Here is a 15,037-nt window from a genome sequence, read left to right on the forward strand (position 1 = left end):
TCGAGCGGGCGAAGCGAGACGAAACGCTCCACCGCAACCACAAGTTAGGAAGACACCCCGTGGCACAAGAAGTGCTCACCGACCTCAAGAAGGTCCGCAACATCGGCATCATGGCGCACATCGATGCCGGCAAGACGACGACGACCGAGCGCATCCTCTTCTACACGGGCGTCAACCACAAGATCGGCGAGACCCACGACGGCGCTGCGACCACCGACTGGATGGAGCAGGAGCAGGAGCGTGGCATCACCATCACCTCCGCCGCGGTGACGTGCTTCTGGGAGAAGAACCAGATCAACATCATCGACACCCCCGGTCACGTCGACTTCACCGTCGAGGTGGAGCGCTCGCTCCGCGTGCTCGACGGTGCCGTCGCCGTCTTCGACGGCAAGGAGGGCGTCGAGCCCCAGTCCGAGACCGTGTGGCGTCAGGCCGACAAGTACGACGTCCCCCGCATCTGCTTCGTCAACAAGATGGACAAGCTGGGCGCCGACTTCTACTTCACCGTCGACACCATCGTCAACCGCCTGAAGGCCAAGCCCCTCGTTCTGCAGATCCCGATCGGCGCCGAGAACGACTTCGTCGGCGTCGTCGACCTGGTCTACATGCGCGCTCTGGTGTGGCCCGGCGATGCCAAGGGTGACGTCACCATGGGTGCGAAGTACGAGATCCAGGAGATCCCGGCCGACCTCGTGGACAAGGCCAACGAGTACCGCGAGAAGCTCATGGAGACCGTCGCCGAGAGCGACGAGGTTCTCCTGGAGAAGTACTTCGGCGGTGAGGAGCTCACCCACGAGGAGATCAAGGGTGCCATCCGCAAGATGACGATCGCCAGCGAGGTCTACCCCGTGCTGTGCGGCTCGGCGTTCAAGAACCGCGGTGTGCAGCCGATGCTCGACGCGGTCGTGGACTACCTCCCCTCGCCCCTGGACGTCCCCGCCATCGAGGCGAAGGACCCCAAGAACGAAGAGATCATCATCGAGCGTCACCCCGACCGCGATGAGCCCTTCACGGCGCTGGCGTTCAAGATCGTCACGCACCCGTTCTTCGGTCGCCTGACCTACATCCGCGTGTACTCGGGTCACCTCGACTCCGGCGCCCAGGTCGTCAACGCGACCAAGGGCAAGAAGGAGCGCATCGGGAAGATCTTCCAGATGCACGCCAACAAGGAGATGCCGGTCGACTCGGTCACCGCGGGTCACATCTACGCCGTCATCGGCCTGAAGGACACCACCACCGGCGACACGCTCTCCGACGCCGGCAACCAGGTGGTCCTGGAGTCGATGACCTTCCCCGAGCCGGTCATCGAGGTCGCCATCGAGCCCAAGACCAAGGCCGACCAGGAGAAGCTGGGTCTGGCGATCCAGAAGCTCGCCGAAGAGGACCCGACGTTCCGCGTCGAGCAGAACGCCGAGACCGGCCAGACGGTCATCCGCGGTATGGGCGAGCTGCACCTCGACATCCTCGTGGACCGCATGAAGCGCGAGTTCAAGGTCGAGGCCAACGTCGGAAAGCCCCAGGTGGCGTACCGCGAGACGATCCGCAAGACCGTCGAGCGTCACGACTACACCCACAAGAAGCAGACCGGTGGTTCGGGTCAGTTCGCGAAGATCCAGTTCGCGATCGAGCCGCTCGAGGTCACGGCCGACAAGACGTACGAGTTCGAGAACAAGGTCACCGGTGGCCGCATCCCGCGCGAGTACATCCCTTCGGTCGACGCCGGCTTCCAGGACGCGATGAACGTCGGTGTCCTGGCGGGCTACCCGATGGTCGGCGTGAAGGCCGTCCTCCTCGACGGTGCGGCGCACGACGTCGACTCGTCGGAGATGGCGTTCAAGATCGCCGGGTCGATGGGCTTCAAGGAGGCCATCCGCAAGGCGAACCCCGTCATCCTCGAGCCCATCATGGCCGTCGAGGTGCGTACTCCCGAGGAGTACATGGGTGACGTCATCGGCGACCTGAACTCCCGTCGCGGGCAGATCCAGTCGATGGAGGATGCCGCCGGCGTCAAGGTGGTGCGTGCCAACGTGCCGCTGTCGGAGATGTTCGGCTACATCGGCGACCTGCGCTCGAAGACCTCGGGCCGTGCTGTGTACTCCATGGAGTTCGACAGCTACGCCGAGGTTCCGCGCAACGTCATGGACGAGATCGTCCAGAAGACCAAGGGCGAGTAACCCTCCGGGGCTGCGCGCACACCAACCACCAGAAACCCTCTCTACTACACTGAGAGCCATCCCCGTAGACGACCGGTCGCAAACCAGTGCCCGGAACTTCTACACGACCGTCCTGAGGAGGACCCAGTGGCTAAGGCCAAGTTCGAGCGGACCAAGCCGCACGTGAACATCGGAACGATCGGTCACGTCGACCACGGCAAGACCACGCTCACCGCCGCGATCTCGAAGGTGCTCGCCGACAAGTACCCGTCGGCCACCAACGTGCAGCGCGACTTCGCGTCGATCGACTCGGCTCCCGAGGAGCGTCAGCGCGGTATCACCATCAACATCTCGCACGTCGAGTACGAGACCCCCAAGCGTCACTACGCTCACGTGGACGCCCCGGGTCACGCTGACTACATCAAGAACATGATCACCGGTGCCGCTCAGATGGACGGCGCGATCCTCGTGGTCGCCGCCACCGACGGCCCGATGGCTCAGACCCGTGAGCACGTTCTGCTCGCCAAGCAGGTCGGCGTGCCGTACCTGATGGTCGCGCTGAACAAGGCCGACATGGTCGACGACGAGGAGATCCTGGAGCTCGTCGAGCTCGAGGTCCGCGAGCTGCTGTCCAGCCAGGGCTTCCCCGGCGACGACGCTCCGGTCGTCCGCGTCTCGGGCCTGAAGGCCCTCGAGGGCGACGAGAAGTGGGTCGAGTCGATCATCGAGCTGATGGACGCCGCCGACGAGTCCATCCCCGACCCGGTGCGTGACAAGGACAAGCCGTTCCTCATGCCCATCGAGGATGTCTTCACCATCACCGGTCGTGGCACCGTCGTCACGGGCCGCGCCGAGCGTGGCACCCTCGCCATCAACTCCGAGGTCGAGATCGTCGGCATCCGCCCGACGCAGAAGACCACTGTCACCGGTATCGAGATGTTCCACAAGCAGCTCGACGAGGCGTGGGCCGGCGAGAACTGTGGTCTGCTCCTTCGTGGTCTCAAGCGTGACGACGTCGAGCGCGGCCAGGTCGTCGTGAAGCCCGGTTCGGTCACCCCGCACACCAACTTCGAGGGCACGGCGTACATCCTGTCCAAGGAGGAGGGCGGCCGTCACAACCCGTTCTTCACGAACTACCGTCCGCAGTTCTACTTCCGCACCACCGACGTCACCGGCGTCATCTCGCTGCCCGAGGGCACCGAGATGGTCATGCCCGGCGACACCACTGACATGACGGTCGAGCTCATCCAGCCGATCGCCATGGAGGAGGGCCTCGGCTTCGCGATCCGTGAGGGTGGCCGCACCGTCGGCGCCGGCACGGTGACCAAGATCCTCAAGTGATCTCCGCGCCCTAGGCGCACCCTTCGAGAACCCCCCGGGCTGACGCCCGGGGGGTTCTCGCTTTCCCCGCGAGGGTGCACCCCCTCCCCGCGAGGGTGCACCCCCTCCCCGCGAGGGTGCACTCGCTCCCCGCGAGGGTGCACTTGTTTCCCCGGAGGGCTTCCGTGCCGACATCCGTGGAGGCCATGATGGGGGCACGACGCCGAAGGAGTCATCATGGGAATCGACGACCTCGTCAACCAGGGCAAGCAGTTCCTCGATCAGAACAAAGACAAGATCGCAGAGACAGTGAAGTCGGAGCAGGCTGAGGACGTGAGCGACAAGGCGCTCGACGCCGCAGCGGAGTTCGTGAAGAAGGTTGCCCCGGACAGCGTCGATCAGCATGTCGACAACGTGCGGGACAACATCGACAAGCACATCGGCAACCAGTAAGGGCCCACCGCTCCTGCACAGACGGGGATTCCGCGATCGTCTCCACCGATCGACGGCGATCCCCTCTGTCGGCTGTCGATGTGGGCCACGCTCTACGGGTGACGACCACGCCCACCCCCGACATCCTTCGCAGCTCTTCGTTCCGCACACCACCGCACGGCTTCTCGAAGTTGCGCGCCGGCGCTCTCGTCCGCACCGAGGTGTGGGTGGGCGCCTTCGCCGACCACCGGCAGATCCTTCGAGCCACCGCCGTCGCCGGGTCGGCGCGCTCCGCCATCGTCTTCTCGCATGTGACGGCAGCGGCGCTCCACGGGATTCCCCTGAGTCGCCCGCACGATCGTGTGCACATCATCCCCCGGGGGGAGAACCCGCCCAAGACGCGGGGCGACGTCATCCGACACAAGCTGGCACTGCCCGATGGGGACATCGTCGAGATCAACGGGATGCTGGTGACGAGCCTGGATCGCACCGTCGCCGATGTCATCCGCGTGTTGCCCGCGCCGGCTGCCCTCGCCGCGTTCGACGGCGCGATGCGTCTCGTCGCGTGGGACGACGCGCGGCGCGAGCTCGATCAGGCTGCGGCTGACGCGTTCCGCGGTCGCGTCCGGAAGCGGATATTCGCCGCCCGTGGTGGTCGGGGAGTCCGTGTAGCTCGCACGTTGGTCGAGATCGCTGACGGACGCGCCCAGCTCCCAGGTGAGAGCGAGAGCCGATATCTGATGTGGGAGCTCGGGATGCCGACCCCCGCGCTCCAGCTGCCGGTTGACACGTCCATCGGTCGCTTTTGGCTGGACTTCGCCTGGCCGGCTCTCCGCCGATTCGGTGAGTTCGATGGACAGGTCAAGACCAGCGAACCGCGATTCACCCGCGGACGGTCGGGGCCGAAAGTCCTCGTGGATCAGGCCGAGCGTTCCAAGGCGATCCAGGCGGCGACAGGCTGGACCGGCATGCACTGGGGCTGGGTGGAGAGGGCGGATGCCGCGACCCTGTGGGCCTCGCTGGTCGGCCAGGGCTGGCCGACCCGTGCGCGCATGTGAGTGATGAGCGCACCCTCGCGGGTGGGGAGCGCACCCTCGCGGGTGGGGAGCGCACCCTCGCGGGTGGGGAGCGCACCCTCGCGGGTGGGGAGTGCACCCTCGTGGGTGGGGGCCGCCCGACATGCGGGCGCGACACGCCCGAGTTTGCGACACGCCCGGGCGACACGTAGACTGTTCCAGTTCCACATTCCGGCGCGCTTCGGCGTGCGACGGATCACTGCCAGGGCAGTGCATAGGCGGTGCGCAAGCGCCAGAGGCCTAGGCCGCGGGCAGCAGAACAACACAATCCTTCCCCATCCGGCTCGAGAGCCGCGCGCACGCGTGCCGAGGGACAAGGATGCCGGGGGCCGAGCGTGCCCGGATTGACAGCAGAACAGCGGTGCAGCACGCACTGCGCAAGCGGTGCGAAAGTGCCACGGCGCGTCAGCGCCACCGTGCGTCCAATGCCCCCGGGCCCTCCGGGACGGTAAGACGCGGAAAGAGAGTGAGCAGACACATGGCGGGACAGAAGATCCGCATCCGACTGAAGTCGTACGACCACGCCGGTCTCGACTCGTCGGCGCGCAAGATCGTCGACACCGTGACCCGTGCCGGCGCGACGGTCGTGGGCCCCGTGCCCCTCCCCACGGAGAAGAACGTCGTCGTCGTCATCCGGTCGCCCCACAAGTACAAGGACAGCCGCGAGCACTTCGAGATGCGCACCCACAAGCGTCTGATCGACATCATCGATCCCACGCCCAAGGCCGTCGACTCGCTGATGCGCCTTGACCTGCCGGCCGACGTCAACATCGAGATCAAGCTCTGAGGTTCGTCGACATGGCACACATCAACGAAAAGGTTTCCAAGGCTCTGCTGGGCACCAAGCTCGGCATGACCCAGGTCTGGGATGAGAACGGCAAGCTCGTTCCCGTCACCGTGATCGAAGTGACCCCCAACGTGGTCACCCAGATCCGCACCGCGGAGAAGGACGGCTACTCGGCCGTCCAGATCGCCGCCGGCGCCATCGACCCCCGCAAGGTGAACAAGCCCCTGACGGCCCACTTCGAGGCCGCGGGCGTCACTCCCCGCCGTCACCTCACCGAGGTCCGCACCGCTGACGCCGCTGACTACTCACTCGGTCAGGAGCTCACGGTGGACGGCGTCTTCGAGGCCGGCCAGCTGGTCGACGTCGTCGGCACCAGCAAGGGCAAGGGCACCGCGGGTGTGATGAAGCGTCACAACTTCGCGGGCGTCTCGGCCTCGCACGGTGCACACCGCAACCACCGCAAGCCCGGTTCGATCGGCGCGTCGTCGACCCCGAGCCGCGTCTTCAAGGGCATGCGCATGGCCGGCCGTATGGGCGGCGAGCGTGTGACCGTTCTCAACCTCACGGTGCACGCCGTGGACGCCGAGAAGGGTCTGCTGCTCGTCAAGGGCGCCGTCCCCGGCGCCCGTGGCCGCACCGTCTACGTCCGCAACGCAGTGAAGGGTGCCTGATCGACATGGCTGACTCCACTCTCGCGCTCGACGTCCTCAAGGCCGACGGCACGGCGGCTGGTTCCGTCCAGCTGCCCGCCGCGCTCTTCGACGTCAAGACGAACATCCCGCTCATCCACCAGGTCGTCGTCGCCCAGCGCGCCGCCGCCCGCCAGGGGACGCACGCGACCAAGACCCGCGGCGACGTCTCGGGTTCGGGCCGCAAGCCCTTCAAGCAGAAGGGCACGGGTAACGCCCGTCAGGGCTCGGTCCGGATGCCGCAGCACCGCGGCGGTGGCACCGTCCACGGTCCGCAGCCCCGCGACTACTCGCAGCGCACCCCCAAGAAGATGATCGCCGCGGCGCTCCTGGGCGCCCTGAGCGACCGTGCCCGTGGCGAGCGCCTCCACATCGTCGAGTCCCTCGGCGTGACCGATGCGCCCTCGACCAAGGCCGCGGCATCCGTGCTCACCGCACTCGGCGCCGTCAAGAACGTCCTGGTCGTGGTGGAGCGCACCGACGAGATCAGCGTCATGAGCGTCCGCAACCTCGCGTACGTCCACGTGCTGTCCTTCGACCAGCTCAACGCCTACGACGTGCTCGTCTCCGACGACATCGTCTTCACCAAGGCCGCGTACGACGCCTTCGTGTCGGCTCGCACGGCCACCACCCAGGAGGTCTCGGCATGAGCAACATCGCCGTCAACAAGGACCCGCGCGACATCATCCTGAAGCCGGTCGTGTCCGAGAAGAGCTACGGGCTCATCGACGAGGGCAAGTACACCTTCCTCGTCGACCCGCGCGCGACCAAGACCGAGATCAAGCTCGCGATCGAGAAGATCTTCGGCGTCAAGGTGGCCGCGGTGAACACGCTCAACCGCACGGGCAAGGCCCGTCGTACCCGCTTCGGCATGGGCAAGCGCAAGGACACCAAGCGCGCCATCGTCACCCTGAAGTCGGGCACCATCGACATCTTCACCGCGGTCGGCTGACCGGCGGGATAAGGACGAGAGAACATGGCTATTCGCAAGTACAAGCCCACGACCCCCGGTCGCCGCGGCTCGTCGGTGGCGGACTTCGCCGAGATCACCCGATCGACGCCCGAGAAGTCCCTCCTCCGCCCGCTGGCTAAGACCGGTGGCCGCAACAACCAGGGCCGCATCACCACCCGTCACATCGGTGGTGGCCACAAGCGCCAGTACCGCGTCATCGACTTCCGTCGTGACGACAAGGACGGCGTGAACGCCAAGGTCGCGCACATCGAGTACGACCCCAACCGCACCGCGCGCATCGCGCTGCTGCACTACGTCGACGGCGAGAAGCGTTACATCCTCGCGCCGAACAAGCTGGCGCAGGGCGACGTGGTCGAGTCGGGTCCGTCGGCCGACATCAAGCCGGGCAACAACCTGCCGCTGCGCAACATCCCCACCGGTACCGTCATCCACGCCATCGAGCTCCGCCCCGGCGGCGGCGCGAAGATGGCGCGCTCGGCCGGCGCCGCGGTGCGTCTGGTCGCCAAGGACGGCCCGTACGCCCAGCTGCGTCTGCCCTCGGGCGAGATCCGCAACGTCGACGTCCGCTGCCGCGCGACCATCGGCGAGGTCGGCAACGCCGAGCAGTCGAACATCAACTGGGGCAAGGCCGGCCGCAAGCGCTGGAAGGGCGTCCGCCCGACCGTGCGCGGTGTCGCCATGAACCCCGTCGACCACCCGCACGGTGGTGGTGAGGGCAAGACCTCCGGTGGTCGCCACCCGGTCTCGCCGTGGGGTCAGGCCGAGGGCCGCACCCGCCACGCCAACAAGGAGAGCGACAAGCTCATCGTCCGCCGTCGCAACGCCGGCAAGAAGCGCAAGTAGGTAGGAACTTCAGATGCCACGCAGTCTTAAGAAGGGCCCCTTCGTCGACGAGCACCTGCTTCGCAAGGTTGTTTCGCAGAACGAGGCGGGAACCAAGAACGTCATCAAGACCTGGTCACGTCGCTCGATGATCGTGCCGGCCATGCTCGGCCACACGATCGCCGTGCACGACGGCCGCAAGCACATTCCGGTCTTCGTCTCCGAGACGATGGTCGGCCACAAGCTGGGCGAGTTCGCGCCCACCCGCACCTTCCGCGGTCACGAGAAGGACGACAAGAAGGGCCGCCGCCGCTGACGCGGGGGCGCAAGGAGAGAGAAATGGTGGAGTCCATCGCACGCGTGCGACACATCCGCGTGACCCCTCAGAAGGCTCGTCGTGTCGTCGCTCTCATCAAGGGCAAGCAGGCCCAGGAGGCCCTGGCCATCCTGAAGTTCGCTCAGCAGAGCGCCAGTGAGCCCATCTACAAGCTCGTCGAGTCGGCCATCGCGAATGCTCGCGTCAAGGCCGACAAGGAGAACGAGTACCTCGACGACGCCGACCTGTACGTGAAGAACGCGTACGTGGACGAGGGCACGACGCTCAAGCGTTTCCAGCCCCGTGCCCAGGGTCGCGCGTTCCAGATCAAGAAGCGCACCAGCCACATCACGGTCGTCCTCTCGACGCCCGAGGTGGCCGAGTCCGCTCCCGCAGCTCCGACGAAGAAGGCGAGCAAGTAATGGGACAGAAGGTCAACCCGTACGGCTTCCGCCTCGGCATCACCACCGACCACGTGTCGCGGTGGTTCTCCGACTCGACGAAGCCGGGTCAGCGCTACGCCGACTACGTCGCGGAAGACATCAAGATCCGTCAGCTGCTGCAGAAGCAGCTCGACCGCGCCGGTGTCAGCAACATCGAGATCGAGCGCACCCGTGACCGTGTCCGCGTCGACATCCACACCGCCCGTCCGGGCATCGTGATCGGTCGCCGCGGCGCCGAGGCCGAGCGCATCCGCGCCGACCTCGAGAAGCTCACCGGCAAGCAGATCCAGCTGAACATCCTCGAGGTGAAGAACCCCGAGGCCGACGCTCAGCTGGTCGCCCAGGGCATCGCCGAGCAGCTCTCGGCTCGCGTGGCGTTCCGCCGCGCGATGCGCAAGGGCCTGCAGGGCGCGCAGCGCGCCGGCGCCAAGGGCGTCCGCATCCAGGTCTCCGGCCGTCTCGGCGGCGCGGAGATGAGCCGTTCGGAGTTCTACCGCGAAGGCCGTGTGCCCCTGCACACGCTCCGCGCGAACATCGACTACGGCTTCTACGAGGCCAAGACCACCTTCGGCCGCATCGGCGTGAAGGTCTGGATCTACAAGGGCGACCTCACCAACAAGGAACTCGCACGCGAGCAGGCCAACGCGCCGAAGTCGCGCGGTCGTGACGACCGCGGCGACCGCCGCCGCGGCCCCCGCAGCGAGGCCCCCGTCGCAGAAGGAGCGTCGGCGTAATGCTCATTCCCCGCAAGGTCAAGTACCGCAAGCAGCACCACCCGGGTCGCTCGGGCCAGGCCACCGGCGGCACGAAGGTCTCCTTCGGCGAGTTCGGCATCCAGGCCCTCACCCCCGCGTACGTGACGAACCGTCAGATCGAGTCCGCTCGTATCGCGATGACCCGTCACATCAAGCGTGGCGGCAAGGTGTGGATCAACATCTACCCCGACCGACCGCTCACCAAGAAGCCCGCCGAAACCCGCATGGGTTCCGGTAAGGGTTCGCCGGAGTGGTGGGTCGCCAACGTCAAGCCGGGCCGGGTCCTCTTCGAGGTCTCGGGCGTGAACGAGCAGCTCGCTCGTGAGGCGCTGACCCGTGCCATCCACAAGCTGCCCCTGAAGGCACGCATCATCAAGCGCGAGGAGGGCGACGCGTAATGGCGATCGGCACCAAGACGCTCGCACCCAGCGAGCTGGACACGTTCGAAGACCAGCGCCTGGTCGAGGAGCTGCGCAAGGCCAAGGAAGAGCTGTTCAACCTGCGCTTCCAGTCGGCCACCGGCCAGCTCGAGAGCCACGGCCGCATCCGCGCCGTCAAGCGCGACATCGCGCGGCTCTACACCGTGATCCGTGAGCGCGAGCTCGGCATCCGTGCCACGCCCGCGCCCGTCGAGACCGCGACGAAGACGAAGAAGACAACAAAGGCCAAGCGGCGGGTTGAGCCTGTCGAAACCAAGGCGGATGCCGCTGACTCGGCCGCGAAGGAAGAGGGGGCTGAGTGATGGCCACCGCCAAGAAGGCCGACGCCGCCACGGAGCAGGTCAAGGGCCACGAGAGCGCCGAGCACGATGTGCGCGACGCCGGTGCCCGCGGGTACCGCAAGGCCCGCCGCGGCTACGTCGTCAGCGACAAGATGGACAAGACCATCGTCGTCGAGGTCGAGGACCGCGTGAAGCACCCGCTGTACGGCAAGGTCATCCGCCGCACCTCCAAGGTGAAGGCGCACGATGAGGGCAACACCGCCGGCGTCGGTGACCTGGTCGTCATCAACGAGACCCGCCCGCTGAGCGCGACCAAGCGCTGGCGTCTGGTCGAGATCGTGGAGAAGGCCAAGTGATCCAGAACGAATCCCGGCTCAAGGTCGCCGACAACACCGGCGCCAAGGAGCTGCTCACCATCCGCGTGCTCGGCGGCTCGAACCGTCGGTACGCCGGCGTGGGCGACGTCATCGTCGCCACCGTCAAGGACGCCATCCCCGGCGGCAACGTCAAGAAGGGCGACGTCGTCAAGGCGGTCGTCGTCCGGACGGTCAAGCAGACCCGACGTGCCGACGGCTCATACATCAAGTTCGACGAGAACGCCGCCGTCATCCTGAAGAGCGACGGGGAGCCCCGCGGCACCCGCATCTTCGGGCCGGTCGGCCGTGAGCTGCGCGACAAGCGGTTCATGAAGATCGTCTCGCTCGCCCCGGAGGTCATCTGATCATGGCGAAGATCAAGAAGGGCGACCTGGTTCAGGTCATCTCGGGCGCCAAGCCCGAGCGCGGCGGTGACCGCGGCAAGCAGGGCAAGGTCCTCGAGGTCCTTCCCGAGCAGAACCGCGTCATCGTCGAAGGCGTGAACTTCGTCACCAAGCACAACCGCGTGGGCCAGTCCCAGCGCGGCACCAAGACGGGCGGCATCGAGACGATGGAAGCCCCGATCCACATCTCCAACGTCTCCCTGGTCGACCCCCAGACGAAGAAGCCGACCCGTGTCGGTCACCGCGTCGAGGAGCAGGTCAAGGACGGCGTGAAGCGCACCGTGCGCGTCCGCTACGCGAAGAAGTCAGGCAAGGACCTCTGAATATGAGCAGCGCAACTGCCGTCGAGGCTGGCAAAATCCAGCCCCGCCTGAAGCAGAAGTACAAGTCCGAGATCCAGAAGAAGCTGCAGGACGAGTTCGGCTACGCCAACGTCATGCAGATCCCCGGTCTCGTGAAGGTCGTGGTCAACACCGGTGTCGGCGAGGCAGCTCGCGACAGCAAGGTGATCGATGGTGCGGTCGACGACCTCACCAAGATCACCGGCCAGAAGCCGGTCGTGACCAAGGCCCGCAAGTCCATCGCGCAGTTCAAGCTGCGCGAGGGCCAGGCCATCGGCGCGCACGTCACCCTCCGTGGCGACCGCGCGTGGGAGTTCCTGGACCGCCTGATCAACCTCGCTCTGCCCCGCATCCGCGACTTCCGCGGCCTGTCAGGCAAGCAGTTCGACGGCAACGGCAACTACACCTTCGGCCTGCAGGAGCAGTCGGTCTTCCACGAGATCAACCAGGACAAGATCGACCGCGTCCGCGGGTTCGACATCACCATCGTGACGTCGGCGAAGACGGACGACGAGGGCCGCGCTCTTCTGCGCCACCTCGGTTTCCCCTTCCGCGCCGAGGGCGCACAGCAGTAGCACCTGACCATGGAAGGTCGTCAGTCGTGTAACGGCTGCCGATACCTCATGAACGAAAGAAGCTGAAAAATGACGATGACAGACCCGGTCGCTGACATGCTGACCCGTCTGCGCAACGCGAACTCGGCGCACCACGACTCCGTGTCGCTGCCGAGCTCGAAGCTCAAGACCCACATCGCCGACATCCTCAAGCAGGAGGGCTACATCTCCGACTGGGCCGTCGAGGACGCCCGTGTCGGTCAGACCCTGACCCTGACGCTGAAGTACGGCCCGAACCGCGAGCGGTCCATCGCCGGCATCAAGCGCGTGTCGAAGCCCGGCCTCCGCGTCTACGCGAAGTCCACCGAGATCCCCACGGTCCTCGGCGGCCTCGGCGTTGCCATCCTGTCCACCTCCTCCGGTCTCCTCACCGACCGGCAGGCCGAGCAGAAGGGCGTGGGTGGGGAAGTCCTCGCCTACGTGTGGTGATCTGACATGTCGCGTATCGGACGTCTGCCGATCGACATCCCCTCCGGCGTCACCATCACGGTGACCGGGCAGGATGTCGCGGTCAAGGGCCCCAAGGGCGAGCTCGCGCTCACCGTGGCCCGTCCCATCGAAGTCAAGGTCGAGGACAACCAGGTGATCGTCACCCGTCCCGACGACGAGCGCGAGTCGCGGTCGCTCCACGGCCTGACCCGCACGCTCATCAACAACAACATCATCGGCGTCACCCAGGGCTACACCAAGGGCCTCGAGGTCGTCGGCACCGGTTACCGCGTCGCGCAGAAGGGCAGCTCGATCGAGTTCGCGCTCGGCTTCTCGCACCCGGTGCTCGTCGAGCCCCCCGCGGGCATCACCCTCACGGTCGAAGGCAACAACAAGGTCACCGTGAGCGGCATCGACAAGCAGGCCGTCGGCGAGGTGGCTGCGAACATCCGCAAGATCCGCAAGCCCGAGCCGTACAAGGGCAAGGGTGTGCGCTACGCCGGCGAGGTCGTCCGGCGCAAGGCCGGAAAGGCTGGTAAGTAACCATGGCTGTGAAGACGAAGTCCGACGCGCGTTCGCGCCGTCACGCCCGCCTTCGCAAGAAGGTCGTCGGCACCTCCGAGCGTCCCCGCCTGGTCGTCACCCGTTCGGCACGCCACGTGTTCGCCCAGGTCGTCGACGACAGCAAGGGCCACACCGTGGCATCCGCATCGACGCTCGAAACCGACCTGCGCGGGTTCGACGGCGACAAGACCGCCAAGGCCCGCAAGGTCGGCGAGCTGGTCGCTGAGCGCGCGAAGGCCGCCGGCGTCTCCGACGTGGTGTTCGACCGCGGCGGCAACCGATACGCAGGTCGTGTCGCGGCCATCGCCGACGGCGCCCGCGAAGGGGGGCTCAACCTGTGAGTGACAACAAGGAGAACAACGTGACCGCAGAGGCCGCTGCCGAGGCTCCGGCCGAGGCCGCCACCGCTACCGCTCCCGCCGAGCGTGAGCGCGAGCCGCGCCGCGGTGGACGTGAGCGCAACCCCAACCGCGACCGTGGGTCGCGCGACCGCAGCGAGAGCCAGTTCCTCGAGCGCGTCGTGACGATCAACCGCGTGTCGAAGGTCGTCAAGGGTGGCCGCCGGTTCAGCTTCACCGCGCTCGTCGTGGTGGGAGACGGCAACGGACTCGTGGGTGTCGGCTACGGCAAGGCCCGCGAGGTGCCCCTGGCGATCTCGAAGGGCGTCGAAGAGGCCAAGCGGAACTTCTTCCGCGTGCCCCGCGTCGCCTCGACCATCCCGCACCCCGTCCAGGGTGAGGCCGCTGCCGGTGTGGTGCTCCTGCGCCCCGCCGCCGCCGGTACCGGTGTGATCGCGGGCGGCCCCGTGCGTGCCGTCCTCGAGTGCGCGGGCATCCACGACGTGCTGTCGAAGTCGCTGGGATCGTCGAACACGATCAACATCGTCCACGCGACCGTCGAGGCGCTGAAGCAGCTGGAGGAGCCCCGTCACGTCGCCGCGCGTCGTGGACTGGACTTCGACCAGGTCGCTCCCGCCCGTCTGGTCCGCGCCGAGGCCGAGGCCGCGGCTGCAGCGAAGGTAGGTGCCTGATGGCCGCGCGTCTGAAGGTGACGCAGATCAAGTCCAAGGTGAGCGAGAAGCAGAATCAGCGCGACACCCTCCGGAGCCTGGGTCTCAAGCGGATCGGCGACACCGTCGTCCGTCCCGATGACGCCCAGACCCGCGGGTACGTGCGCACCGTCGCCCACCTCGTGAAGGTTGAGGAGATCGACTGATGGCGGAGAAGAAGGAAGAGACGGCCGAGGCCGTCGAGTCCGCGCCGAAGAAGACCACGGCGCGCAAGGCTGCGCCGAAGAAGGACACCGCCGCGAAGAGCGCGCCGAAGAAGGATGCCCCGGCTTCGCGCCCGGGCGTGCTCAAGGTGCACCACCTCCGCCCGGTCCCCGGCGCTCACACCGCCAAGACCCGTGTGGGTCGCGGTGAGGGCTCGAAGGGTAAGACGGCCGGTCGCGGTACCAAGGGAACCAAGGCCCGGTACCAGGTCAAGGTCGGCTTCGAGGGTGGGCAGATGCCCCTGCACATGCGTACGCCGAAGCTGCGCGGGTTCAAGAACCCGTTCCGCGTCGAGTACCAGGTGGTCAACCTCGACAAGCTCGCCGAGCTCTACCCGCAGGGCGGCGACGTGACCATCGGCGACCTGGTCGCCAAGGGCGCGGTGCGCAAGAACGAGAAGGTGAAGGTGCTCGGCACCGGCGACATCTCGGTCGCGCTCAACGTGTCGGTCGACAAGGTGTCGGGCTCCGCCGAGCAGAAGATCGTCGCCGCGGGCGGCTCGGTCTCCGCCGGCGAGTCGGGGGGCACCGCCCAGTAAGGCCTGCAGGAGGGGTCGGAGTTCGCTCCGG

24 protein-coding genes are annotated in these 15,037 nt (G+C 66.8%); all 24 read left to right on the forward strand.

Annotation, left to right across the window (positions count from 1 at the left end):
• Positions 1–59: 59 nt before the first annotated feature.
• Entirely contained in the window at positions 60–2,174 is a 2,115-nt protein-coding gene (gene fusA, locus MA875_RS01535; protein ID WP_248239833.1) for an elongation factor G, read from the forward strand.
• Positions 2,175–2,300: 126 nt separating this feature from the next.
• Positions 2,301–3,494, forward strand: coding sequence for an elongation factor Tu (gene tuf, locus MA875_RS01540; protein ID WP_248239834.1), 1,194 nt, complete (start codon positions 2,301–2,303; stop codon positions 3,492–3,494).
• Between the two features lie 216 nt (positions 3,495–3,710).
• A complete protein-coding gene (locus MA875_RS01545; protein WP_248239835.1) occupies positions 3,711–3,926 on the forward strand; it encodes an Rv0909 family putative TA system antitoxin in 216 nt (71 codons plus the stop codon).
• Positions 3,927–4,024: 98 nt separating this feature from the next.
• Positions 4,025–4,963 carry a type IV toxin-antitoxin system AbiEi family antitoxin gene (locus tag MA875_RS01550; RefSeq protein WP_248239836.1) on the forward strand — a complete coding sequence of 313 codons (939 nt, stop codon included), beginning with the start codon at positions 4,025–4,027 and terminating at the stop codon, positions 4,961–4,963.
• Positions 4,964–5,459: 496 nt separating this feature from the next.
• Entirely contained in the window at positions 5,460–5,768 is a 309-nt protein-coding gene (gene rpsJ / locus MA875_RS01555; protein WP_045246810.1) for a 30S ribosomal protein S10, read from the forward strand.
• Between the two features lie 11 nt (positions 5,769–5,779).
• Complete coding sequence (rplC, locus tag MA875_RS01560; RefSeq protein WP_124291712.1) at positions 5,780–6,439, forward strand: 50S ribosomal protein L3; 660 nt, start codon at positions 5,780–5,782, stop codon at positions 6,437–6,439.
• A 5-nt stretch (positions 6,440–6,444) separates the two neighbouring features.
• Positions 6,445–7,107: a 50S ribosomal protein L4 gene (gene rplD, locus MA875_RS01565; protein WP_248239837.1), complete on the forward strand. Its 663-nt coding sequence runs from the start codon at positions 6,445–6,447 to the stop codon at positions 7,105–7,107.
• Complete coding sequence (gene rplW / locus MA875_RS01570) at positions 7,104–7,409, forward strand: 50S ribosomal protein L23 (protein WP_248239838.1); 306 nt, start codon at positions 7,104–7,106, stop codon at positions 7,407–7,409. The genes rplD and rplW overlap by 4 nt, the downstream gene beginning before the upstream one ends.
• Before the next feature lie 24 nt (positions 7,410–7,433).
• Positions 7,434–8,273, forward strand: coding sequence for a 50S ribosomal protein L2 (gene rplB, locus MA875_RS01575; protein ID WP_124291709.1), 840 nt, complete (start codon positions 7,434–7,436; stop codon positions 8,271–8,273).
• Positions 8,274–8,286: 13 nt separating this feature from the next.
• Positions 8,287–8,568, forward strand: a complete 282-nt coding sequence (rpsS, locus tag MA875_RS01580) for a 30S ribosomal protein S19 (protein WP_248239840.1) — start codon at positions 8,287–8,289, stop codon at positions 8,566–8,568.
• 23 nt (positions 8,569–8,591) lie between these two features.
• Positions 8,592–8,990 (forward strand): 50S ribosomal protein L22, encoded by a 399-nt coding sequence (rplV, locus tag MA875_RS01585; RefSeq protein ID WP_248239841.1) that lies wholly within the window; start codon positions 8,592–8,594, stop codon positions 8,988–8,990.
• Positions 8,990–9,745 (forward strand): 30S ribosomal protein S3, encoded by a 756-nt coding sequence (rpsC, locus tag MA875_RS01590; RefSeq protein ID WP_124291706.1) that lies wholly within the window; start codon positions 8,990–8,992, stop codon positions 9,743–9,745. Before rplV ends, rpsC begins: the two co-directional genes overlap by 1 nt.
• Positions 9,745–10,164 carry a 50S ribosomal protein L16 gene (rplP, locus tag MA875_RS01595; RefSeq protein WP_124291705.1) on the forward strand — a complete coding sequence of 140 codons (420 nt, stop codon included), beginning with the start codon at positions 9,745–9,747 and terminating at the stop codon, positions 10,162–10,164. Before rpsC ends, rplP begins: the two co-directional genes overlap by 1 nt.
• Complete coding sequence (gene rpmC, locus MA875_RS17400; protein WP_282448556.1) at positions 10,164–10,508, forward strand: 50S ribosomal protein L29; 345 nt, start codon at positions 10,164–10,166, stop codon at positions 10,506–10,508. The genes rplP and rpmC overlap by 1 nt, the downstream gene beginning before the upstream one ends.
• A complete protein-coding gene (gene rpsQ / locus MA875_RS17405; protein ID WP_282448557.1) occupies positions 10,508–10,843 on the forward strand; it encodes a 30S ribosomal protein S17 in 336 nt (111 codons plus the stop codon). Before rpmC ends, rpsQ begins: the two co-directional genes overlap by 1 nt.
• A complete protein-coding gene (gene rplN / locus MA875_RS01610; protein ID WP_124291703.1) occupies positions 10,840–11,208 on the forward strand; it encodes a 50S ribosomal protein L14 in 369 nt (122 codons plus the stop codon). Before rpsQ ends, rplN begins: the two co-directional genes overlap by 4 nt.
• A gap of 2 nt (positions 11,209–11,210) precedes the next feature.
• Positions 11,211–11,570 carry a 50S ribosomal protein L24 gene (gene rplX / locus MA875_RS01615; RefSeq protein WP_124291702.1) on the forward strand — a complete coding sequence of 120 codons (360 nt, stop codon included), beginning with the start codon at positions 11,211–11,213 and terminating at the stop codon, positions 11,568–11,570.
• 2 nt (positions 11,571–11,572) lie between these two features.
• Entirely contained in the window at positions 11,573–12,163 is a 591-nt protein-coding gene (gene rplE, locus MA875_RS01620) for a 50S ribosomal protein L5 (RefSeq protein WP_179558517.1), read from the forward strand.
• Positions 12,164–12,232: 69 nt separating this feature from the next.
• Entirely contained in the window at positions 12,233–12,631 is a 399-nt protein-coding gene (gene rpsH / locus MA875_RS01625; protein WP_179558518.1) for a 30S ribosomal protein S8, read from the forward strand.
• Positions 12,632–12,637: 6 nt separating this feature from the next.
• On the forward strand, positions 12,638–13,174 hold the full coding sequence (gene rplF, locus MA875_RS01630; RefSeq protein WP_124291699.1) for a 50S ribosomal protein L6: 537 nt from the start codon (positions 12,638–12,640) through the stop codon (positions 13,172–13,174).
• Positions 13,175–13,176: 2 nt separating this feature from the next.
• Complete coding sequence (gene rplR / locus MA875_RS01635) at positions 13,177–13,536, forward strand: 50S ribosomal protein L18 (protein ID WP_248239844.1); 360 nt, start codon at positions 13,177–13,179, stop codon at positions 13,534–13,536.
• A complete protein-coding gene (rpsE, locus tag MA875_RS01640) occupies positions 13,533–14,225 on the forward strand; it encodes a 30S ribosomal protein S5 (protein WP_372492499.1) in 693 nt (230 codons plus the stop codon). The genes rplR and rpsE overlap by 4 nt, the downstream gene beginning before the upstream one ends.
• The gene (gene rpmD / locus MA875_RS01645) at positions 14,225–14,410 is read left to right on the forward strand and encodes a 50S ribosomal protein L30 (protein WP_124291696.1); all 186 of its coding nucleotides are present in this window, start codon (positions 14,225–14,227) and stop codon (positions 14,408–14,410) included. Before rpsE ends, rpmD begins: the two co-directional genes overlap by 1 nt.
• Positions 14,410–15,006: a 50S ribosomal protein L15 gene (rplO, locus tag MA875_RS01650; protein ID WP_248239845.1), complete on the forward strand. Its 597-nt coding sequence runs from the start codon at positions 14,410–14,412 to the stop codon at positions 15,004–15,006. Before rpmD ends, rplO begins: the two co-directional genes overlap by 1 nt.
• Positions 15,007–15,037 lie beyond the last annotated feature (31 nt).

The sequence above is a fragment of the Microbacterium kunmingense genome (assembly GCF_023155745.1).
Classification (GTDB): Bacteria; Actinomycetota; Actinomycetes; order Actinomycetales; family Microbacteriaceae; genus Microbacterium; species Microbacterium kunmingense.